Source organism: Streptomyces sp. SM1, assembly GCF_002910825.1.
Taxonomy (GTDB): Bacteria; Actinomycetota; Actinomycetes; order Streptomycetales; family Streptomycetaceae; genus Streptomyces; species Streptomyces okerensis.
In genome coordinates, this window is sequence record NZ_NEUB01001044.1 from 17,740 (window position 1) to 34,710 (window position 16,971).

The 16,971-nt window shown below is 71.9% G+C and carries 15 protein-coding genes and 1 pseudogene; 5 read left to right on the forward strand and 11 right to left on the reverse strand.

The window, feature by feature from the left end; translation table 11 throughout:
- Positions 1 to 3 precede the first annotated feature (3 nt).
- Both purE and B9S61_RS39055 read right to left on the reverse strand, forming a co-directional pair.
- Positions 4 to 528: a 5-(carboxyamino)imidazole ribonucleotide mutase gene (gene purE, locus B9S61_RS39050; protein ID WP_103546448.1), complete on the reverse strand. Its 525-nt coding sequence runs from the start codon at positions 526 to 528 to the stop codon at positions 4 to 6.
- Positions 525 to 1,667, reverse strand: coding sequence for a 5-(carboxyamino)imidazole ribonucleotide synthase (locus B9S61_RS39055; protein WP_103546450.1), 1,143 nt, complete (start codon positions 1,665 to 1,667; stop codon positions 525 to 527). Before B9S61_RS39055 ends, purE begins: the two co-directional genes overlap by 4 nt.
- Before the next feature lie 153 nt (positions 1,668 to 1,820).
- On the opposite strand from B9S61_RS39055, the gene B9S61_RS39060 reads away from it, so the two are divergent.
- Positions 1,821 to 2,318: a GtrA family protein gene (locus tag B9S61_RS39060; RefSeq protein ID WP_103546451.1), complete on the forward strand. Its 498-nt coding sequence runs from the start codon at positions 1,821 to 1,823 to the stop codon at positions 2,316 to 2,318.
- Positions 2,319 to 2,404: 86 nt separating this feature from the next.
- Here B9S61_RS39060 and B9S61_RS39065 read toward each other — a convergent pair whose 3' ends face one another.
- The gene (locus B9S61_RS39065) at positions 2,405 to 3,679 is read right to left on the reverse strand and encodes an ATP-binding protein (RefSeq protein ID WP_103546453.1); all 1,275 of its coding nucleotides are present in this window, start codon (positions 3,677 to 3,679) and stop codon (positions 2,405 to 2,407) included.
- 34 nt (positions 3,680 to 3,713) lie between these two features.
- Positions 3,714 to 4,391: a response regulator transcription factor gene (locus B9S61_RS39070; protein WP_103546455.1), complete on the reverse strand. Its 678-nt coding sequence runs from the start codon at positions 4,389 to 4,391 to the stop codon at positions 3,714 to 3,716.
- Between the two features lie 521 nt (positions 4,392 to 4,912).
- On the opposite strand from B9S61_RS39070, the gene B9S61_RS39075 reads away from it, so the two are divergent.
- Positions 4,913 to 6,409, forward strand: coding sequence for an oligopeptide:H+ symporter (locus B9S61_RS39075; protein ID WP_103546457.1), 1,497 nt, complete (start codon positions 4,913 to 4,915; stop codon positions 6,407 to 6,409).
- Between the two features lie 149 nt (positions 6,410 to 6,558).
- Here B9S61_RS39075 and B9S61_RS39080 read toward each other — a convergent pair whose 3' ends face one another.
- Both B9S61_RS39080 and B9S61_RS39085 read right to left on the reverse strand, forming a co-directional pair.
- The gene (locus B9S61_RS39080) at positions 6,559 to 7,110 is read right to left on the reverse strand and encodes an ATP-binding protein (protein WP_103546459.1); all 552 of its coding nucleotides are present in this window, start codon (positions 7,108 to 7,110) and stop codon (positions 6,559 to 6,561) included.
- A gap of 242 nt (positions 7,111 to 7,352) precedes the next feature.
- A complete protein-coding gene (locus B9S61_RS39085) occupies positions 7,353 to 7,730 on the reverse strand; it encodes an STAS domain-containing protein (protein ID WP_103546460.1) in 378 nt (125 codons plus the stop codon).
- 252 nt (positions 7,731 to 7,982) lie between these two features.
- Between B9S61_RS39085 and B9S61_RS39090 the strand changes: the two genes are divergently transcribed.
- Complete coding sequence (locus B9S61_RS39090; protein ID WP_103546473.1) at positions 7,983 to 8,897, forward strand: RNA polymerase sigma factor SigF; 915 nt, start codon at positions 7,983 to 7,985, stop codon at positions 8,895 to 8,897.
- Between the two features lie 144 nt (positions 8,898 to 9,041).
- Here the strand turns inward: B9S61_RS39090 and hutI are convergent, their stop codons facing one another.
- Genes hutI through B9S61_RS39105 form a run of 3 tightly spaced genes read right to left on the reverse strand, consistent with a single transcriptional unit; the run spans position 9,042 to position 12,816 of the window.
- On the reverse strand, positions 9,042 to 10,214 hold the full coding sequence (gene hutI, locus B9S61_RS39095; protein WP_103546461.1) for an imidazolonepropionase: 1,173 nt from the start codon (positions 10,212 to 10,214) through the stop codon (positions 9,042 to 9,044).
- 20 nt (positions 10,215 to 10,234) lie between these two features.
- Positions 10,235 to 11,617 carry a formimidoylglutamate deiminase gene (locus tag B9S61_RS39100; protein WP_103546463.1) on the reverse strand — a complete coding sequence of 461 codons (1,383 nt, stop codon included), beginning with the start codon at positions 11,615 to 11,617 and terminating at the stop codon, positions 10,235 to 10,237.
- The gene (locus tag B9S61_RS39105; protein ID WP_103546465.1) at positions 11,614 to 12,816 is read right to left on the reverse strand and encodes an allantoate amidohydrolase; all 1,203 of its coding nucleotides are present in this window, start codon (positions 12,814 to 12,816) and stop codon (positions 11,614 to 11,616) included. Before B9S61_RS39105 ends, B9S61_RS39100 begins: the two co-directional genes overlap by 4 nt.
- Positions 12,817 to 12,819: 3 nt before the next feature.
- Here B9S61_RS39105 and B9S61_RS39110 point away from each other — a divergent pair, with 3 nt between their 5' ends.
- The gene (locus B9S61_RS39110) at positions 12,820 to 13,041 is read left to right on the forward strand and encodes a hypothetical protein (protein ID WP_103546467.1); all 222 of its coding nucleotides are present in this window, start codon (positions 12,820 to 12,822) and stop codon (positions 13,039 to 13,041) included.
- Positions 13,042 to 13,301: 260 nt separating this feature from the next.
- On the opposite strand, the gene hutU is transcribed toward B9S61_RS39110, so the two are convergent.
- Positions 13,302 to 15,002, reverse strand: coding sequence for a urocanate hydratase (hutU, locus tag B9S61_RS39115; RefSeq protein ID WP_103546468.1), 1,701 nt, complete (start codon positions 15,000 to 15,002; stop codon positions 13,302 to 13,304).
- Between the two features lie 121 nt (positions 15,003 to 15,123).
- Between hutU and B9S61_RS39120 the strand changes: the two genes are divergently transcribed.
- On the forward strand, positions 15,124 to 16,545 hold the full coding sequence (locus B9S61_RS39120) for a diaminopimelate decarboxylase (protein WP_181007739.1): 1,422 nt from the start codon (positions 15,124 to 15,126) through the stop codon (positions 16,543 to 16,545).
- A gap of 130 nt (positions 16,546 to 16,675) precedes the next feature.
- Here the strand turns inward: B9S61_RS39120 and B9S61_RS39125 are convergent.
- Positions 16,676 to 16,971: pseudogene (locus tag B9S61_RS39125) on the reverse strand (hypothetical protein); the annotation flags it as partial.

The following is a 16,971-nucleotide window of genomic DNA, read 5'->3' on the forward strand; positions in this document are numbered from 1 at the left end:
CGCTCACTTGCCGAAGCCGAAGCCGTCGGCGGAGCCCTCGGCCTTGGCGCGCAGCCGCTTGCCCTTCTCGGCGGCCTGGTCGTTCAGCTCCTGCTGGAACTCCCGCATCCGGCCGAGGAGTTCCTCGTCGTGGGTGGCGAGGATCCGGGCGGCGAGCAGGCCCGCGTTGCGCGCGCCTGCCACGGAGACGGTGGCGACCGGGACACCGGCCGGCATCTGCACGATGGACAGCAGGGAGTCCATGCCGTCGAGGTACTTCAGCGGCACGGGCACACCGATGACGGGCAGCGGGGTGACCGAGGCGAGCATGCCGGGCAGATGGGCGGCGCCGCCCGCACCCGCGATGATCACCTTGAGTCCCCGCTCCGCGGCCTGCTCGCCGTACGCGATCATCTCGCGGGGCATGCGGTGCGCGGAGACGACGTCGACCTCGTAGTCGATCTCGAACTCGTCGAGGGCCTCGGCGGCCGCCTCCATGACGGGCCAGTCGGAGTCCGACCCCATGACAATGCCTACGACCGGGCTCATTCGGTGATCGTGCCTCTCAGGTAGCCGGCTGCGTGGCGTGCGCGCTCCAGCACGTCGTCCAGGTCGTCGCCGTAGGTGTTGACGTGGCCGACCTTGCGGCCGGGCTTCACGTCCTTGCCGTACATGTGGATCTTCAGCTGGGGGTCGCGGGCCATGCAGTGCAGGTACGCGGAGTACATGTCCGGGTAGTCGCCGCCGAGGACGTTCACCATGACCGTCCACTTCGCCCGCGGGCGCGGGTCGCCGAGCGGGAGGTCGAGGACGGCGCGGACGTGGTTGGCGAACTGCGAGGTGATCGCGCCGTCCATGGACCAGTGTCCGGAGTTGTGCGGGCGCATCGCGAGTTCGTTGACGAGGATGCGGCCGTCGCGGGTCTGGAACAGTTCGACCGCGAGATGGCCGACGACGCCGAGCTCCCCCGCGATGTGCAGTGCCATCTCCTCGGCCCGCAGCGCGAGTTCCTCGTCGAGGCCGGGCGCGGGCGCGATCACCGTGTCACAGACGCCGTTCACCTGCTGCGACTCCACGACCGGGTAGGCGACGGCCTGGCCGTGCGGGGAGCGGACCACGTTGGCGGCCAGCTCGCGCACGAAGTCGACCTTCTCCTCGGCGAGGACGGAAACGCCGGCCTTGAACGGCTCGGCGGCCTCCTCGGCGGAGCCGACGACCCACACGCCCTTGCCGTCGTAGCCGCCGCGGACCGTCTTGAGGACGACGGGGAACCCTCCCCCACCCTCCGCCGCGAACGCGGCCACGTCCCCGGGGTCCGCGACGAGGCGGTGCCGCGGACACGGCACGCCGATCGCGTCGAGCCTCGCGCGCATCACGCCCTTGTCCTGGGCGTGCACGAGCGCGTCGGGGCCGGGGCGGACGGGGATACCGTCCGCCTCCAGGGCCCTGAGGTGCTCGGTGGGCACGTGCTCGTGGTCGAAGGTGATCACGTCGCAGCCGCGCGCGAAGTCGCGCAGCGTCTCCAGGTCGCGGTAGTCGCCGACGACGACATCGCCGACCACCTGTGCCGCGGAATCCTGCGGAGTGTCACTGAGAAGCTTGAACCTGATGCCGAGCGGGATGCCCGCCTCGTGTGTCATACGAGCGAGCTGGCCCCCGCCGACCATGCCGACTACCGGGAACGTCACGCCCCCAGGGTATCGGCCCGCGCCACGGTGGCCGATTTCGCACCCGTCGGGCGGGAAGGACCGCGGTCACCGCCCGCGTCCGCAGGAAGATCGCGCGGGTGGGTGGTTAGCATGGCTGGGTTGACGCATTCGACGGACGGGAGCCTGCAGGCGATGGAACGCGGTTCCCCGGGGCTTCGACGTCTCTTCCGGGAAATGGCCAAGTTCGGCGCGGTGGGGGGAGCCGGCGTACTGGTCAACCTGGGTGTGTTCAACCTGGTCCGGCAGCTGACCGACCTCCCGGTGGTACGGGCGAGCGTCATCGCCACCATCGTGGCGATCGTCTTCAACTACGTCGGTTTCCGGTACTTCGCCTACCGGGACCGCGACAAGTCCGGACGCACCCGGGAGATGTCGCTGTTCCTGCTGTTCAGCGCCGTCGGCCTGGTCATCGAGAACGGCGTGCTGTACACGGCGACATACGGTTTCGGCTGGGACAGCTCGCTGCAGAGCAACATCTTCAAGTTCCTCGGCATCGGCATCGCGACGCTCTTCCGCTTCTGGTCCTACCGCACCTGGGTGTTCCGCGCGCTGCCGGCCCGGGGGCCGGTGGCGGGGTCGGGCCCGGTCACCGGTGGCCGGGGCCGCCAGTCGAAGCAGCGGGTTCCCTAGCCTGCCGGCACCCTGCCGTCCGCCGCCCGCCTTCCGCCGGCGACCGCACACCTTCCGGCCACCCCCGCACCGCGCCGCCCTCGCCGTCAGCGGACGGTGCGGCCGTTGTGCGCGGCCGGGGACTTCTGCGGGGGTGTGCGGGAGAGGAACAGGCCGAAGACGGCGGGGCTGGCCTGGAGCATCTCCAGACGGCCGCCGTCGGCCTCCGCCAGGTCCCGGGCGACGGCGAGTCCGATGCCGGTGGAGTTGTGACCGCTGATCGCCCGCTCGAAGATCCGGGCGCCCAGGTCGGCGGGGACGCCGGGGCCCTCGTCGGTGACCTCGACGACGACCTGGTTGCCGGTGACCCGGGTCCGCAGGGCGACCGTGCCACCACCGTGCATCAGGGAGTTCTCGATCAGCGCGGCCAGCACCTGGGCGACCGCGCCCGGTGTGCCCACGGCCCGCAGTTCCCGCTTGCCGGACGTGACGATCGCGCGGCCCGCGCTGCGGTAGGCGGGGCGCCACTCGGCGAGCTGCTGGGTGATCACCTCGTCGAGGTCGAAGGTGACCGCGGAGCCGGTACGGGGGTCGCGGGAGTTGGTCAGCAGCCGCTCCACCACGTCGGTCAGCCGTTCCACCTGCGCCAGCGCGATCGTCGCCTCCTCCTTCACCGTGTCCGGGTCGTCGGTGAGGGTGATCTCCTCCAGCCGCATCGACAGAGCGGTGAGCGGGGTGCGCAGCTGGTGGGAGGCGTCGGCGGCCAGGCGGCGCTCGGCGGTCAGCATGCGGCCGATGCGTTCGGCGGAGGAGTCCAGCACGTCCGCGACCCGGTCCAGCTCGGGGACACCGTAGCGGCGGTGCCGGGGGCGCGGGTCGCCGGAACCGAGACGTTCGGCGGTCTCCGCGAGGTCGGTCAGCGGTGAGGCGAGCCGGCTCGCCTGGCGGATCGCCAGCAGCACCGCGGCGATCACCGCCAGCAGCGCCACCAGGCCGATGATCAGCAGCGTACGGCCGACCTCCCGGGTCACCGAGGAGCGCGGTTCCTGGACGGTGACCGTCTCACCCTCCTTGCCGGGTGCCGACGCGCTGATGACGTCGCCGTCCGGTCTGGTGCCGACCTCGATGGGCGGTTTGCCGGGGATCTCGACGAGGGCGTACCGGTCCTCGGTGATCTGCTCGCTCAGGATCTCGGCGGTGACCTTGTCCTCGACGAGCAGCCGGCTGTCGACGATGCTGGCCAGCCGCACCGCCTCGGACTCCACCCGCTCCCTGGCGGTCTCGCTGATCGTGCGGGTCTCCACGATCACCAGGGAGACGCCGAAGACGGCGATCACGACGAGCACCACGGCGAGCGTGGACTGGATCAGGCGACGGCGCATGTTCTCTTACCCTGAGCCGGACCCCGTCGGGGGTTCAGCTCTTCTCGAAACGGAAGCCCACACCGCGCACGGTCGCGATGTAGCGGGGGTTGGCGGCGTCGTCGCCCAGTTTCTTGCGCAGCCAGGAGATGTGCATGTCGAGGGTCTTGGTGGAGGACCACCAGGTGGTGTCCCAGACCTCGCGCATCAGCTGGTCACGGGTGACGACCCGGCCCGCGTCCCGCACCAGGACCCGCAGCAGGTCGAACTCCTTGGCGGTGAGCTGGAGCTCCTCCTCGCCCATCCACGCCCGGTGCGACTCGACGTCGATACGCACCCCGTGGGTGGCGGGCGGCTGCTGGGGTTCGGTGGAGCCGCGCCGCAGCAGGGCGCGGACCCGGGCGAGCAGTTCGGCGAGGCGGAACGGCTTGGTGACGTAGTCGTCGGCGCCCGCGTCCAGGCCCACGACGGTGTCCACCTCGTCCGCGCGGGCGGTCAGGATCAGCAGCGGAACCGTGTGCCCCTCGGAGCGCAGCCGGCGGGCGACCTCCAGGCCGTCCATGCCGGGCAGGCCGAGATCCAGCACCACCAGGTCGACGCCGCCCTGCATTCCGGCGTCGAGCGCGCCGGGTCCGTCCTCACGCACCTCGACTTCGTAGCCCTCCCGGCGCAGGGCGCGGGCCAGCGGCTCCGAGATGGACGCGTCGTCCTCGGCGAGCAGTACACGGGTCATGGCAGTGATGGTAGTCCCGTCGCGGTGCGCCCAGTGGTGTGATCGCCGGGCCGGGTTCTTACCTCCGGCACACCTGTCCCTCACCTCCGGCGGCCACGGTACGGACCTGGGGGTGTGGGGTGCGATGGCGGGGGCAGCCTTCGAATGAGCGATCCGGTTCCTTCCTCACCTGTGATCCGCGTCTCACGTCCTTCCATATCCGGCACTGTCCTGCCGTATGGTGAATTCACGCCTGTTGCACCACGGGGACCTTTGGCGCAGTCGACGCCGAGGGTCTCTTCTGTGTGCGGGCCGGTTTTCCGCCGGCCCCGGAAGGAATGACCTGTGGCCGGGCCTCGCCGCGCGTGGACGCGACGGCAGAGGCGCGGATCCCGGTGGTCGCCGTCCGCCGCTCCGCGATCCGGGGCGGCCTCCCCCGGGCGTGGGGTGGACGGTACGGCCTCGCCGGTGCCGGCCTGCCCCCCACCGGGCGCGTATCGGTATCCGCAATCCGCGACGCGTCCCGACAGCAAGGAACGACCATGGCGTCCAGCCTGACGAAGGACTCGGTATCTCCGGGCACCCCCGGTTCCGAGAAGACCTTCTTCGGCCACCCCCGCGGACTGGCCACACTCTTCATGACCGAGATGTGGGAGCGGTTCTCCTACTACGGAATGAGGGCCCTGCTCCCGCTGTACCTCGTCGCGCCGGGCGGACTGGGTCTGAGCGCGGGCACCGCCACCGCGATCTACTCGGTCTACCTCTCGCTGGTGTACCTGCTCACGATGCCGGGCGGCTGGTTCGGCGACCGCGTGTGGGGCCCCCGCAAGACCGTGGCCGTCGCCGGCGGCATCATCATGCTGGGCCATCTGACGCTGGCCCTGCCGTCCTCCGGCACCTTCTACGCGGGGCTCGGCCTGGTCGCCATCGGCTCCGGTCTGCTGAAGGCCAATATCTCCACGATGGTCGGCCAGCTCTACCAGGGCCCGGACGACCCGCGCCGGGACGGCGGCTTCACCGTCTTCTACATGGGCATCAACCTGGGTGCCTTCGCCGCGCCGCTGATCATCGGCACCATCGGTGAGAACGTCAACTGGCACCTGGGTTTCGCGCTCGCCGCGGCCGGCATGGGCCTGGGCGTGGTGCAGTTCCTGCTGGGCAGCCGTCACCTGGACGCCCGGTCCAGCGTCGTCCCGAAGCCGCTGTCGGCCGAGGAGAGGTCCTCGACGCTGCGCAAGGCCGCGCTGTGGGCGGGCGTCGCCTTCGTCGCGTACGCCGTCCTCGGCATCACCGGCACCTACACCCTGAACTGGGTCCTGGTCCCGCTGACGCTGCTCGGCGTGATCGTCCCGGTGATGGTGATCGCCCGCATCAAGCGCGACAAGGACCTGGACCGCGCCGAGCAGTCCAAGATGTCCGCGTACATCTGGTTCTTCGTCGCCGCGGCGATCTTCTGGATGATCTACGACCAGGGCGGCTCGACCCTGTCGATCTTCGCCGCCTCGTCGGCCGAGAACAGCGTCCTCGGCTGGGACTTCCCGGTCTCCTGGTACCAGTCGGTCAACCCCGTCCTGATCATGGCGCTGGCTCCGGTCTTCGCCTGGATCTGGCTGGCACTGAACCGGCGCGGCAAGGAGCCGAGCACGATCGTGAAGTTCGCTTCCGGTCTCGTGCTGGTCGGTGTGTCGTTCTTCCTCTTCCTTGCCCCGCTGTCGATCGCCGAGGGCGGTCACAAGGCGGCGGCGCTGTGGCTGGTGGCGATCTACTTCACCCAGACCGTCGGTGAGCTGCTGCTCTCCCCGGTCGGCCTGTCGGTCACCACGAAGATGGCGCCGGCGAAGTACGCCTCGCAGATGATGGGTGTCTGGTTCCTGGCCGTGACCGCCGGTGACGCCACGACCGGACTGCTGTCCATCGCCGGCGTCGACCTGAACAGGACGGGCATCGTCGCGATGGAGGCGACGCTCGCGGTGCTGGCCGGTGTCGCGGTGTGGATGTACCGCAAGAGGGTGAAGACCCTCATGGGCGACGTGCGCTGAGCGGTACCGGGACCCGCGTCCACGACTGCGAACGCCGGAGGGGCTGATGTCAGCCCCTCCGGCGTTTGAGGAGCGGGGTCCGGGGCGGGGCCCCGCTCCGGGACGGGGCGGGACGGGGCGGCGGGGGCGCCTCACCGTGCCCCGGAGGGCTACGCGGGTGTGCCCAGCTCCGCCCACACCGTCTTGCCCGCCACATCGGCCGCACGGACGACGCCCCAGTCCAGGCACAGCCGCTGGACGATGAACATACCGTGACCACCGGGCCGCCCCGCCCGGTGCGGGGTGCGCGGGGCCGGCTGACCCGTGCCGCGGTCGGTGACCTCCAGCCGGATCACCTTCTTGTCGCAGGTGATCGCCATGTGGTCCGGCCCCTCGGCGTGCAGGCAGGCGTTGGTGACCAGCTCCGAGACGACGAGCAGGACGTCCTCGGCGGCGGCCCGTCGGTCCGCGGTGGCGGCGGGCAGCCAGCCCCACTCGTACAGCGCCTGACGGGTGAAGTCACGGGCGAGCGGGACGACTCCGCTCTGGCCGTCGAAGTCGAGCCGGCGGATCCCGCCGCCCGCGGAGCCCGGCGGCGCGGTGGGCGTGGTCACGCCGCCTTCGGGCGCGCCCCCGGCCGGCGCCGCGCCCCCGGGCATCCCGGAAGCGCCGCCGGGCTCCGGACCGCGGTCGCCCGGCGAATAGGGCCGGGTGGTGCTCATCAGCGCTTCACCTCACCGTGTCACCGGTTCACGATTCAAAAGATTGCGTACTCGGTCGGTCACGCACGTACGGCACGTCCGGTTCCCGGCACCCTCGCGACCACCGTGTCCGGCCCGTTCAGGGTGTCTCCTGCCCGGGCGCACCGACGGGACACCCCCGTATTCGCACGAAAAGGCGCGCCGGGGGGACACCCCCGGCGACGGGAGCGGCGGAAGCGCCCCGCCGGGCATGCCCGCGCGGATCACGCCGAATCGTCGGCCAGGGCCGCCTCGAGAGTGTCGTGGACGGTGAACACCGCGTCCGCACCCGTGATCTCGAACACCCGAGCGACCACGGACTGCATTCCCGCGAGATGGACACCGCCTCCGGCGGCCTCGGCCTTGAGCCGGGCACCGAGCAGCACGTTCAGCCCTGTTGAGTCACAGAACTCCAGCCTGGAGCAGTCGATGACAAGACGCTTGAATCCCTTGGCGAGGCAGCCCTCGAGTGGCTCGCGCAACAGGTCGGCGGTGTGGTGATCCAACTCACCCGCCGGAGTCACGACGGCACTGGGGCCCTCTTCTCGCACCTCGACCAGAAGCCGGCCCGACTGTGCGCTGCCGACCGTCCCGCGGTCCATGCCGTCTCTCTCTCCCGACTCCGTGGCTGCTTGCTGACGCCTCTGAACATTACGCCTTCCGGCCACGCATCGACACTCTAACAATCACGCACAAACGGACATATACACACAAAATGCACTTGCGATGTGCTTGCGGGAGCCGGTAGGGCTAGTAAAGACACGTAAACCGACACGGCCGGCTTTGGAGGCGCCGCACACCGCAGTGCACGTATCGGCTTCGGCAGCCATATGCCGAGAACGATGGAGGACATCATGTCACCCCGGCTCGACGCATCGCCTACCCCTGAAGCGACGTCGACACCACATCCGGAACATCTGGATCCCATCGAACAGGACGATATGGGTGTCGTCCCGGACGATCTGCTCGCCGGACTGCCGGAGATCCCGCCGTACGACGAGGTGGGCCCGGTCGACGCACGGGCTCTGTCCAAGACCCTCTTCGAGCGCCTCGAGTCGCTGGAGGAAGGCACCCAGGAGTACTCGTACGTACGCAATACGCTCGTCGAACTGAACCTGGCGCTGGTCAAGTTCGCCGCCTCCCGCTTCCGCTCGCGCAGCGAGCCGATGGAGGACATCATCCAGGTCGGCACCGTCGGCCTGATCAAGGCGATCGACCGCTTCGAACTGTCGCGCGGTGTGGAATTCCCCACTTTCGCGATGCCGACCATCATCGGCGAGATCAAGCGCTTCTTCCGGGACACCTCGTGGTCCGTGCGCGTACCGCGCCGGCTCCAGGAGCTCCGGCTCGACCTGGCCAAGGCCGGTGACGAACTCGCCCAGCAGCTCGACCGCGCGCCGACGGTGGCCGAGCTGGCGGAACGTCTGGGCATCACCAACGACGAGGTCGTCGAGGGCATGGCCGCGTCGAACGCCTACACCGCCTCCTCGCTGGACGCCCAGCCGGAGGAGGACGACGCCGAGGGCGCGCTGGCGGACCGGATCGGTTACGAGGACCACGGGCTCGAAGGCATCGAGTACGTCGAGTCGTTGAAGCCGCTGATCGCCGAACTGCCGCCGCGGGACCGGAAGATCCTCTCCCTGCGTTTCGTCGCGGGCATGACCCAGTCGGAGATCGGCGAGGAGCTGGGCATCTCCCAGATGCACGTCTCCCGTCTGCTGTCGCGGACGCTGGTGAAACTGCGCAAGGGGCTCACGGCCGAGGACTGATCCTCGCCGGGTGACGCTTGTCCTCCAGGGGGGCGGTCCGCAGCCGGGCCGCCCCCCTTCGGGCTGCCGTGACGCCCTCCCGGCGGCCGGCGGCCCTCCCCTCGGCCGGTTGCCCGTCCGGTGACCTTCCGCCGGTCCGCCCGGTCACACCTCGCGTACGCCCCGGCGCCACACCCCGGCGACCAGCGGGACGCCCGGCCGGTAGGCGAGGTGGACATGGCTCGGGGCGTCGAGGAGCGTGAGATCCGCGTACGCGCCCGGGGCCAGCCGGCCGATGTCGGTACGGCGCAGGGCCGCCGCGCCGCCCGCGGTGGCCGACCAGACCGCCTCGTCCGGTGTCATCCCCATGTCCCGTACCGCGAGGGCGATGCAGAAGGGGACGGAGGACGTGAAGGACGAGCCGGGGTTGCAGTCCGTGGACAGTGCGACCGTCGCCCCGGCGTCCAGCAGCCGGCGGGCGTCCGGCCAGTCGGCGCGGGTGGAGAACTCGGCGCCGGGCAGCAGGGTGGCGACCGTGCGGCTGTTCGCGAGGGCGTCCACGTCGGCGTCGGTGAGGTGGGTGCAGTGGTCGGCGCTGGCCGCGTCGAGTTCGACGGCGAGCCGCACGCCGGGGCCGTACGAGAGCTGGTTGGCGTGGACGCGCGGGTGCAGGCCCTTGGCCCTGCCCGCGGTGAGGACCGCGCGGGCCTGGTCGCCGTCGAAGGCGCCCTTCTCGCAGAAGACGTCGATCCAGCGGGCGTGCGGCGCGCAGGCGTCCAGCATCGGGCCGGTGACCAGGTCGACGTACCCGGCCGGGTCCCCGGCGTACTCGGGGGCGACGATGTGGGCGCCGAGGAAGGTGACCTCGTCGGTGTGCCGGGCCGCCAGGCGCAGGGCGCGGGCCTCGTCCTCGGTGGTCAGACCGTAGCCGGACTTGGTCTCGAAGGTCGTGGTGCCCTGGCGCAGGGCTTCCGTGAGGTGGCGGGTGAGGTTCGCCTCCAGTTCGGCGTCGCTCGCGGCCCGGGTGGCCGCCACGGTCGTACGGATGCCGCCCGCGCTGTAGGGGCGGCCGGACATCCTGGCGTTGAACTCCTCGGTGCGGTCGCCCGCGAAGACGAGGTGGGAGTGGGAGTCGACGAAGCCCGGGAGGACCGCCCGGCCCCCGGCGTCGACCCGGTTGTCAGTGGCGGGTGCTTTGCTTGATTCACCGGTCCACACGACGCGGTCGCCCTCGATGACGACGGCCGCGTCCCGGACCAGACCGAGGGACGAGCAGTCACCGAGGGAGGGGTCGTTGGTGACCAGCGTGGCGATGTTGCTGATGACGGTGCTGCTCATGGTGTCCTCGTGGGTGGTGGTCAGGCGCGCAGGGCTTCGACGGCCCGCGCGAGGGCTCCGGGCACATCGGGGACCAGCGTGTGCACCCCGTCGCGCACGACGTGCCGGCCGGCCACGACCGTGTGGCGTACGTCCGCCGCCGTCGCGGCGAATACGGCCGTCTCGGCGCCGAACCGGGGCAGTGGCCCCGCTGTTCTGACCGAGTCGAGGGCGAGGGTGACGAGGTCGGCGCGCGCCCCGGCCTCGATGGCGCCGATGCCGTCCCAGCCGAGGGCGGCGTGTCCGTCGGCGGAGGCGGCCCGCAGCAGCGCGGCGGCCGTCCAGTGGCCGCGGGTGCGGGTGCGCAGGCGCTCGTTCAGCTCCATCGCGCGCGCCTCTTCGAACAGGTCGATCACGGCGTGGCTGTCGGAGCCGAGGGAGAGCGGGGACCCCTCGTTCTGCAGGGCCGCGGCGGGGCCGATGCCGTCGGCGAGGTCCCGTTCGGTCGTCGGGCACATACAGGTGCCGGTGCCGCTGCCGCCGATGAGGGAGATGTCCTCGGCGGTGAGATGGGTGTTGTGGACGCCGGTGGTGCGTGGTCCGAGAACGCCGTGCACGGCCAGGAGCTGGGCCGGGGTGCAGCCGTGGATCTCGCGGCAGGCGTCGTTCTCGGCGGTCTGCTCGGACAGATGCACATGGAGCGGGGCCCGCCGCTCCTGGGCCCACCGTGCCACGGTCGCCAGCTGCTCCGCCGGTACGGCCCGGACGGAGTGGATCGCCGCACCGATCCGTGCGTGGTCCTGTTCCTTGAGAAGTGAACAGCGTTCGGCCCAGGCGTCCGCGTCGCCGTCGTTGAAGCGGAGCTGGTGGGTGGTGGGCGGCTGTCCGAAGCCGGAGGAGAGATAGGCGGTGTCGAGGAGGGTGATCCGGACACCGGCTTCGGCGGCGGCCGCGACCAGCGCCTCGCCCATGGCGTTGGGGTCGGCGTAGGGCGTGCCGCCGGGGGTGTGGTGGACGTAGTGGAACTCGCCGACCGTCGTGATGCCCGCCAGGGCCATCTCCGCGTACACCGCCCGGGCGAGGGCCCGGTAGGTGTCCGGGGTGAGCCGGTCGGCCGTGGCGTACATGATCTCGCGCCAGGTCCAGAAGGTCCCGGAGCCCACCTGGGCGGTGGAGCGCAGGGCGCGGTGGAAGGCGTGGCTGTGCGCGTTGGCCAGCCCGGGAAGGGTCAGTCCGCGCAGCACCTCGGCGCCGGGCGGCGGGGCGGGCGTGTCCGGGCGGACGGCGGTGATGCGGCCGTCCGCGACCTCCAGGGTGACGCCTGGCGCGATGGGGGTCCCCCCTGCTCGGGCGGAGCCGAGAGCTTGGGGGAGAGTGCCGAGCCAGGCGTGCTCCAGCCAGTACGTCCGCGGGGTGACTGTCACGTGCGGGCCAGTCCTTCCAGTACGTCGGCGAGGGCGAGGACTCCGGCCACGCAGTCGTCCTCGGTCACGTACTCGGCCGGGGAGTGCGAGACACCGGTCGGGTTGCGCACGAACAGCATGGCGGTCGGGACGCGCCCGGAGAGGATCCCGGCGTCGTGTCCGGCGCCGGTGCCGAGGACGGGCACCGTGAGGTCCGTGTCGGTGCCCAGGATGCGGGCGAGTTCGTCACGCAGGGCGTGGTCGAACTCGACGACGGGCGTGAAGGACTCGCGTTCGACGCCGAGGTCCACGCCGTGGGCGGCGGCGTAGGCGCGGGCGGCCTTCTCCACGCCGCCGACCACGGCGTCCAGGCGCTCCTGGTCGGCGGCGCGGGAGTCGAGCCAGCCGCGCACCAGCGAGGGGATGGCGTTGACGCCGTTCGGCTCGACGGCGATCTTGCCGAAGGTGGCGACGGCACCGGCGAGTTCGGCCTCGCGGCGGGCGGCGAGGACGGTCTCGGCGTACGACAGCATGGGGTCGCGGCGGTCGGCGAGCCGGGTGGTGCCGGCGTGGTTGGCCTCCCCGCGGAAGTCGAACCGCCAGCGGCCGTGCGGCCAGATGGCGGACGCGATGCCGATACGGTCGCCGGACAGGTCCAGGGCGCGTCCCTGCTCGACGTGGAGTTCGACGAAGGCGCCGATACGGTCCAGCCGTTCGGGGTCGGCGCCGATGGCGTCGGGGTCGTACCCGGCGGCCTCCATGGCCCGCGGGAGTGTGATGCCGTCGGCGTCGGTGAGCCGGTGGGCCTGCTCGGCCGTGAGCGCGCCCGCGGTGAGCCGTGAGCCGACACAGGCGAGTCCGAACCGCGCGCCCTCCTCGTCCCCGAAGTTGACGATGCCGAGCGGCCTGGCCGACCGCACGCCCCTGTGGCGCAGTTCGTCGAGGGCGGCGAAGGCGGACACGACCCCGAGGGGCCCGTCGAAGGCGCCGCCGTCGGGGACGGAGTCGAGGTGCGACCCGGTGACCACGGCGTCCCCCCGCGCGGGGTCGCCGAGCCAGGCCCACTGGTTCCCGTTCCGGTCGACCTCGTAGGCCAGCCGCCGGCTGCGGGCCTGTTCCTCGAACCAGCTCCGGCAGTCGGAGTCGGCCCCCGTCCAGGCGAACCGCCGGTACCCACCGGAGGCGGCGTCGCGCCCGACGGGCAGCAGCTGACGCCACATCTCATGGAAGTCGTCCCCCCGGCCGGACTCAGGACCGCCACCGGGCCGCCGTTCACCGGCCCACCGGCCGTGCGCGCCGCCCGTCCCGCCGGACTCCGGACCTCCGCCGGACCGAGAACCACCGCCGGGCTGGGTACCACCGGGACGCTGCGGGCGGCCCTCGGGCCGAAGGTCATGCCCCGCCTCCTTGCCACCGCCGAGCCGGAGGCCACCCCGGGACTGTGAGCCGGCGGCGGACCGCGTGCCACTGCCGCCGGACTCCACATCACCACCAGGCCCTGGACCGTCCCCGGCCCGTGAGCCGACGGCGGGCTCCGGGTCATCGGCGAACCGCGGACCGCCGGCGGGCTGCGGGAAGTCGTTCCGCGGGGTGAGGGCTCCCTCGCTCCGTCGGGGCCGGGACCGGGGCAGGGTGGGCCCGGCCGGAGCAGCGGGCGGCGGCGATCCGCCCGTCGCCCCGGCCGAGGAGTCGCCGTCGCCGTCCCTCATGCCGGGTCACCCTCACGCATCGGCACCCGCACGCCCCGCTCGCCCGCCACCGACTCCGCGATGTCGTACCCGGCGTCGACATGCCGGATGACACCCATCCCGGGGTCGTTCGTCAGCACCCGCCGGATCTTCTCCCCCGCCAGCGCCGTCCCGTCCGCCACCGTCACCTGCCCGGCGTGGAGGGACCGTCCCATGCCCACACCTCCACCGTGGTGGACGGACACCCACGACGCCCCGGACGCCACATTCACCATGGCGTTCAGCAGCGGCCAGTCGGCGATGGCGTCGGACCCGTCCAGCATCGCCTCCGTCTCCCGGTAGGGCGACGCCACCGATCCACAGTCGAGATGGTCCCGTCCGATGACGACCGGCGCGGCGAGCTCCCCGCTCGCGACCATGTCGTTGAACCGCTCGCCGGCCTTGTCGCGCTCGCCGTACCCGAGCCAGCAGATCCGGGCCGGGAGTCCCTGGAAGTGGACCCGCTCCCCCGCCAGTTTGATCCAGCGGGCCAGGGACTCGTTCTCCGGGAAGAGTTCCAGGATCGCCCGGTCGGTCTTGGCGATGTCGGCCGGGTCACCGGAGAGGGCGGCCCAGCGGAACGGGCCCTTGCCCTCGCAGAACAGCGGCCGGATGTAGGCCGGCACGAACCCCGGGAAGGCGAACGCGCGTCCGTAACCGGCGAGTTGCGCCTCACCGCGGATCGAGTTGCCGTAGTCGAAGACCTCGGCGCCGGCGTCCTGGAAGCCGACCATCGCCTCGACGTGCCGGGCCATGGACTCGCGGGCGCGGGTGGTGAAGCCGGCCGGGTCCTTCGCGGCGGCGCCGGCCATGTCCTCGAAGGCCATGCCGGCCGGGAGGTACGCCAGGGGGTCGTGGGCGGAGGTCTGGTCGGTGACGATGTCGAGGGGGGCGCCCATGGCGAGCAGCTGGGGAACCACGTCGGCGGCGTTGCCGAGGACGCCGACGGACAGCGGCCGCCGCCGGTCGCGGGCCTCGACGGCCAGCTCCAGGGCGTGGTCGAGGGAGTCGGCCTTCACGTCCAGGTACCGGTGCTCGATGCGGCGCTCGATCGCGCGCGGATCGCAGTCGACGCAGATCGCGACACCGTCGTTCATCGTCACGGCGAGTGGCTGGGCGCCGCCCATGCCACCGAGGCCGGCGGTGAGGGTGATGGTTCCGGCGAGGGTGCCGTCGACCCCTCTGCCCGTCGAATGCAGCTTCGCGGCGACGGCGGCGAAGGTCTCGTAGGTGCCCTGGAGGATGCCCTGGGTGCCGATGTAGATCCAGGAGCCGGCGGTCATCTGCCCGTACATGGTCAGGCCGAGGGCCTCCAGGCGGCGGAACTCCTCCCAGTTGGCCCAGTCGCCGACGAGGTTGGAGTTGGCGATGAGGACACGCGGGGCCCACTCGTGGGTCTGCATGACACCGACGGGGCGGCCGGACTGGACGAGCATCGTCTCGTCCTGCTTGAGGGTCTTCAGCGTGCGGACCATGGCGTCGAAGGAACGCCAGTCGCGTGCCGCCCTGCCGGTGCCGCCGTAGACGACGAGCTTGTCGGGGTGCTCGGCGACCTCCGGGTCGAGGTTGTTCTGCAGCATCCGCAGGGCGGCCTCCTGCTGCCAGCCCAGGGCGCTCGGGGTGGTGCCGCGCGGCGCTCGGACGGGACGTGGTCCGGTTCCGGATCCGGGTCCGGCCATGGTGTGCCTCCTGGGGGCTGCGGATGATTACTGTAGATATTCATATCCTCGAATGGTGAATAGAGCTAGTCAACAGGGGGGTGCGCCAGCGCGTCCGTACGAGGGATGTTTGGCTGGATACATGCGCGCGAACATGGAGAACACCGACCGGACGGGGGACGCGGTGGCTTACGAGGACGGTCTGACGGACGAGGTGGACCCGCAGGGCACCGGGCGGGCGGCCCGGCGGGACGAGGCGGTGCGGGCCGCCGTGGAGCAGGGGCTGCTCGACGCCGACGTCCCCCTGGTGGCGCTGCTCGACGTGACCGGCATCCGGGAGTCGGCGGCCGGGCTGCGGGCGGCGTTCGACGCGGTGACGGCACCCGGCACCTCCGTGCTGCACGCCTTCGCGGTGAAGGCGAGCCCGCTGGTGCCCGTGCTGCGGCTGCTGCGCGAGGAGGGCATCGGCGCGGAGGTGGCGAGTCCGGGCGAGCTGGCGCTGGCCCGCGCGGCGGGGGTGGAGCCGGAGCGGACGGTCCTCGACTCACCCGCCAAGACGCCCGCCGAACTCCGGGAGGCGCTGGCGCTGGGTATCGCCGTGAACGCGGACAATCCGCAGGAGCTGGAGCGCATCGACGCCCTGATGGCCGGGTCCGGCTCCCGCTCCCCCCTCGGTATCCGGGTGAATCCGCAGGTCGGCGGCGGTTCCATCGAGGCGCTGTCCACGGCGACGGCGACCTCGAAGTTCGGGGTGGCGCTGCGCGACGAGGGGGCGCGTGAGTGGGTGGTGCGGGCGTATCTGGACCGGCCGTGGCTCACCCGGCTGCACACCCACTCCGGTTCCCAGGGCGTCGCGCTGTCGATGATGGCGCGGGGGGTCTCGGAGGCGTACGAGCTGGCGGAGGAGATCAACCGGCGTGCGGGGCGGCAGCAGGTCGACACCCTCGACATCGGCGGCGGCCTGCCGGTGAACTTCGCGTCCGAGGCGAGCAGCCCGACGTACGGGGAGTACGCGCGGGTGCTGAGCGAGACGGTACCGGGGCTGTTCGACGGACGGTACGGGCTGGTCACCGAGTTCGGCCGGTCGTTGCTGGCCAAGCACGGCACGGTGGTCGCGCGCGTGGAGTACGCCAAGAGCGCGGGCGGGCGCCCGGTCGCGGTGACGCACGCGGGCGTGCAGGTGGCGACGCGGACGGTGTACGCGCCGGGGTCGTGGCCGCTGAGGATCGCCGCGTACGACGCGAAGGGGCGGCCCAAGGAGGGGCCGGCGGTCGTGCAGGACGTGGCGGGGCCGGCCTGCTTCGCGGGCGACCTGCTCGCCCAGGGGCAGGAGCTGCCGCTGCTGGAGCAGGGTGACTACGCGGCGGCGCTGGACACGGGCGCGTACTACTTCGCCCACCACTACGCGTACAACTCGCTCCCCCGCCCGGCCATCCACGGCTTCGCCCCGGACGACACGGGCGCGATCACCTTCGCGACCGTACGCCGCGCCCAGACGATCGAGGAGATCGTCGCCGAGTCAGGCACCACCCACACCGACGCCCTGACAGCCCTCACCCTCTGACCCCCTCACCCCCAAGGGCGCGGAGAACGGCGCGCCCAGCCCCCACACACCCGCGGGAAACCACGAAACCAGCCCACCCCCAGGGGCGCGGGGAACGGCGCAACCATCCCCCGCGCCCCGTACGAAACCCTCAGGCCGGCGCGGCAACCCGTCGCCGCGAGCCACCCGGCGCCGCGTCCCCCGCCGCGACGCCCGTGGCACGGTACGCCTTGACCCCCTTGCCGGCAGGCCGCCCCGCACCCGCGCGCAGCCAGTCGACACGCACCCACAACAGCAGCTCGCCGTCCTGCTCCAGCCGCCCGATCCAGGCCGCCTTCAGCCACAGGCCGGCCCCGCCGCCGGCGAGCAGCAGACCCCCCGCGGCGGGTGCGGCGAACGCGGCGCCCAGTCCGGCGAGGAAGGCGAGCAGCAGCCACCAGCGGTGCG

Bases quoted from the DNA above. Each gene is read 5' to 3' on its own strand.
- purE (WP_103546448.1), bottom strand. From the start codon at position 528: ATGAGCCCGGTCGTAGGCATTGTCATGGGGTCGGACTCCGACTGGCCC.
- B9S61_RS39060 (WP_103546451.1), top strand. From the start codon at position 1,821: ATGGAACGCGGTTCCCCGGGGCTTCGACGTCTCTTCCGGGAAATGGCC.
- B9S61_RS39065 (WP_103546453.1), bottom strand. From the start codon at position 3,679: ATGCGCCGTCGCCTGATCCAGTCCACGCTCGCCGTGGTGCTCGTCGTG.
- B9S61_RS39070 (WP_103546455.1), bottom strand. From the start codon at position 4,391: ATGACCCGTGTACTGCTCGCCGAGGACGACGCGTCCATCTCGGAGCCG.
- B9S61_RS39075 (WP_103546457.1), top strand. From the start codon at position 4,913: ATGGCGTCCAGCCTGACGAAGGACTCGGTATCTCCGGGCACCCCCGGT.
- B9S61_RS39080 (WP_103546459.1), bottom strand. From the start codon at position 7,110: ATGAGCACCACCCGGCCCTATTCGCCGGGCGACCGCGGTCCGGAGCCC.
- B9S61_RS39085 (WP_103546460.1), bottom strand. From the start codon at position 7,730: ATGGACCGCGGGACGGTCGGCAGCGCACAGTCGGGCCGGCTTCTGGTC.
- B9S61_RS39090 (WP_103546473.1), top strand. From the start codon at position 7,983: ATGTCACCCCGGCTCGACGCATCGCCTACCCCTGAAGCGACGTCGACA.
- hutI (WP_103546461.1), bottom strand. From the start codon at position 10,214: ATGAGCAGCACCGTCATCAGCAACATCGCCACGCTGGTCACCAACGAC.
- B9S61_RS39105 (WP_103546465.1), bottom strand. From the start codon at position 12,816: ATGTGGCGTCAGCTGCTGCCCGTCGGGCGCGACGCCGCCTCCGGTGGG.
- B9S61_RS39110 (WP_103546467.1), top strand. From the start codon at position 12,820: ATGGAAGTCGTCCCCCCGGCCGGACTCAGGACCGCCACCGGGCCGCCG.
- hutU (WP_103546468.1), bottom strand. From the start codon at position 15,002: ATGGCCGGACCCGGATCCGGAACCGGACCACGTCCCGTCCGAGCGCCG.
- B9S61_RS39120 (WP_181007739.1), top strand. From the start codon at position 15,124: ATGCGCGCGAACATGGAGAACACCGACCGGACGGGGGACGCGGTGGCT.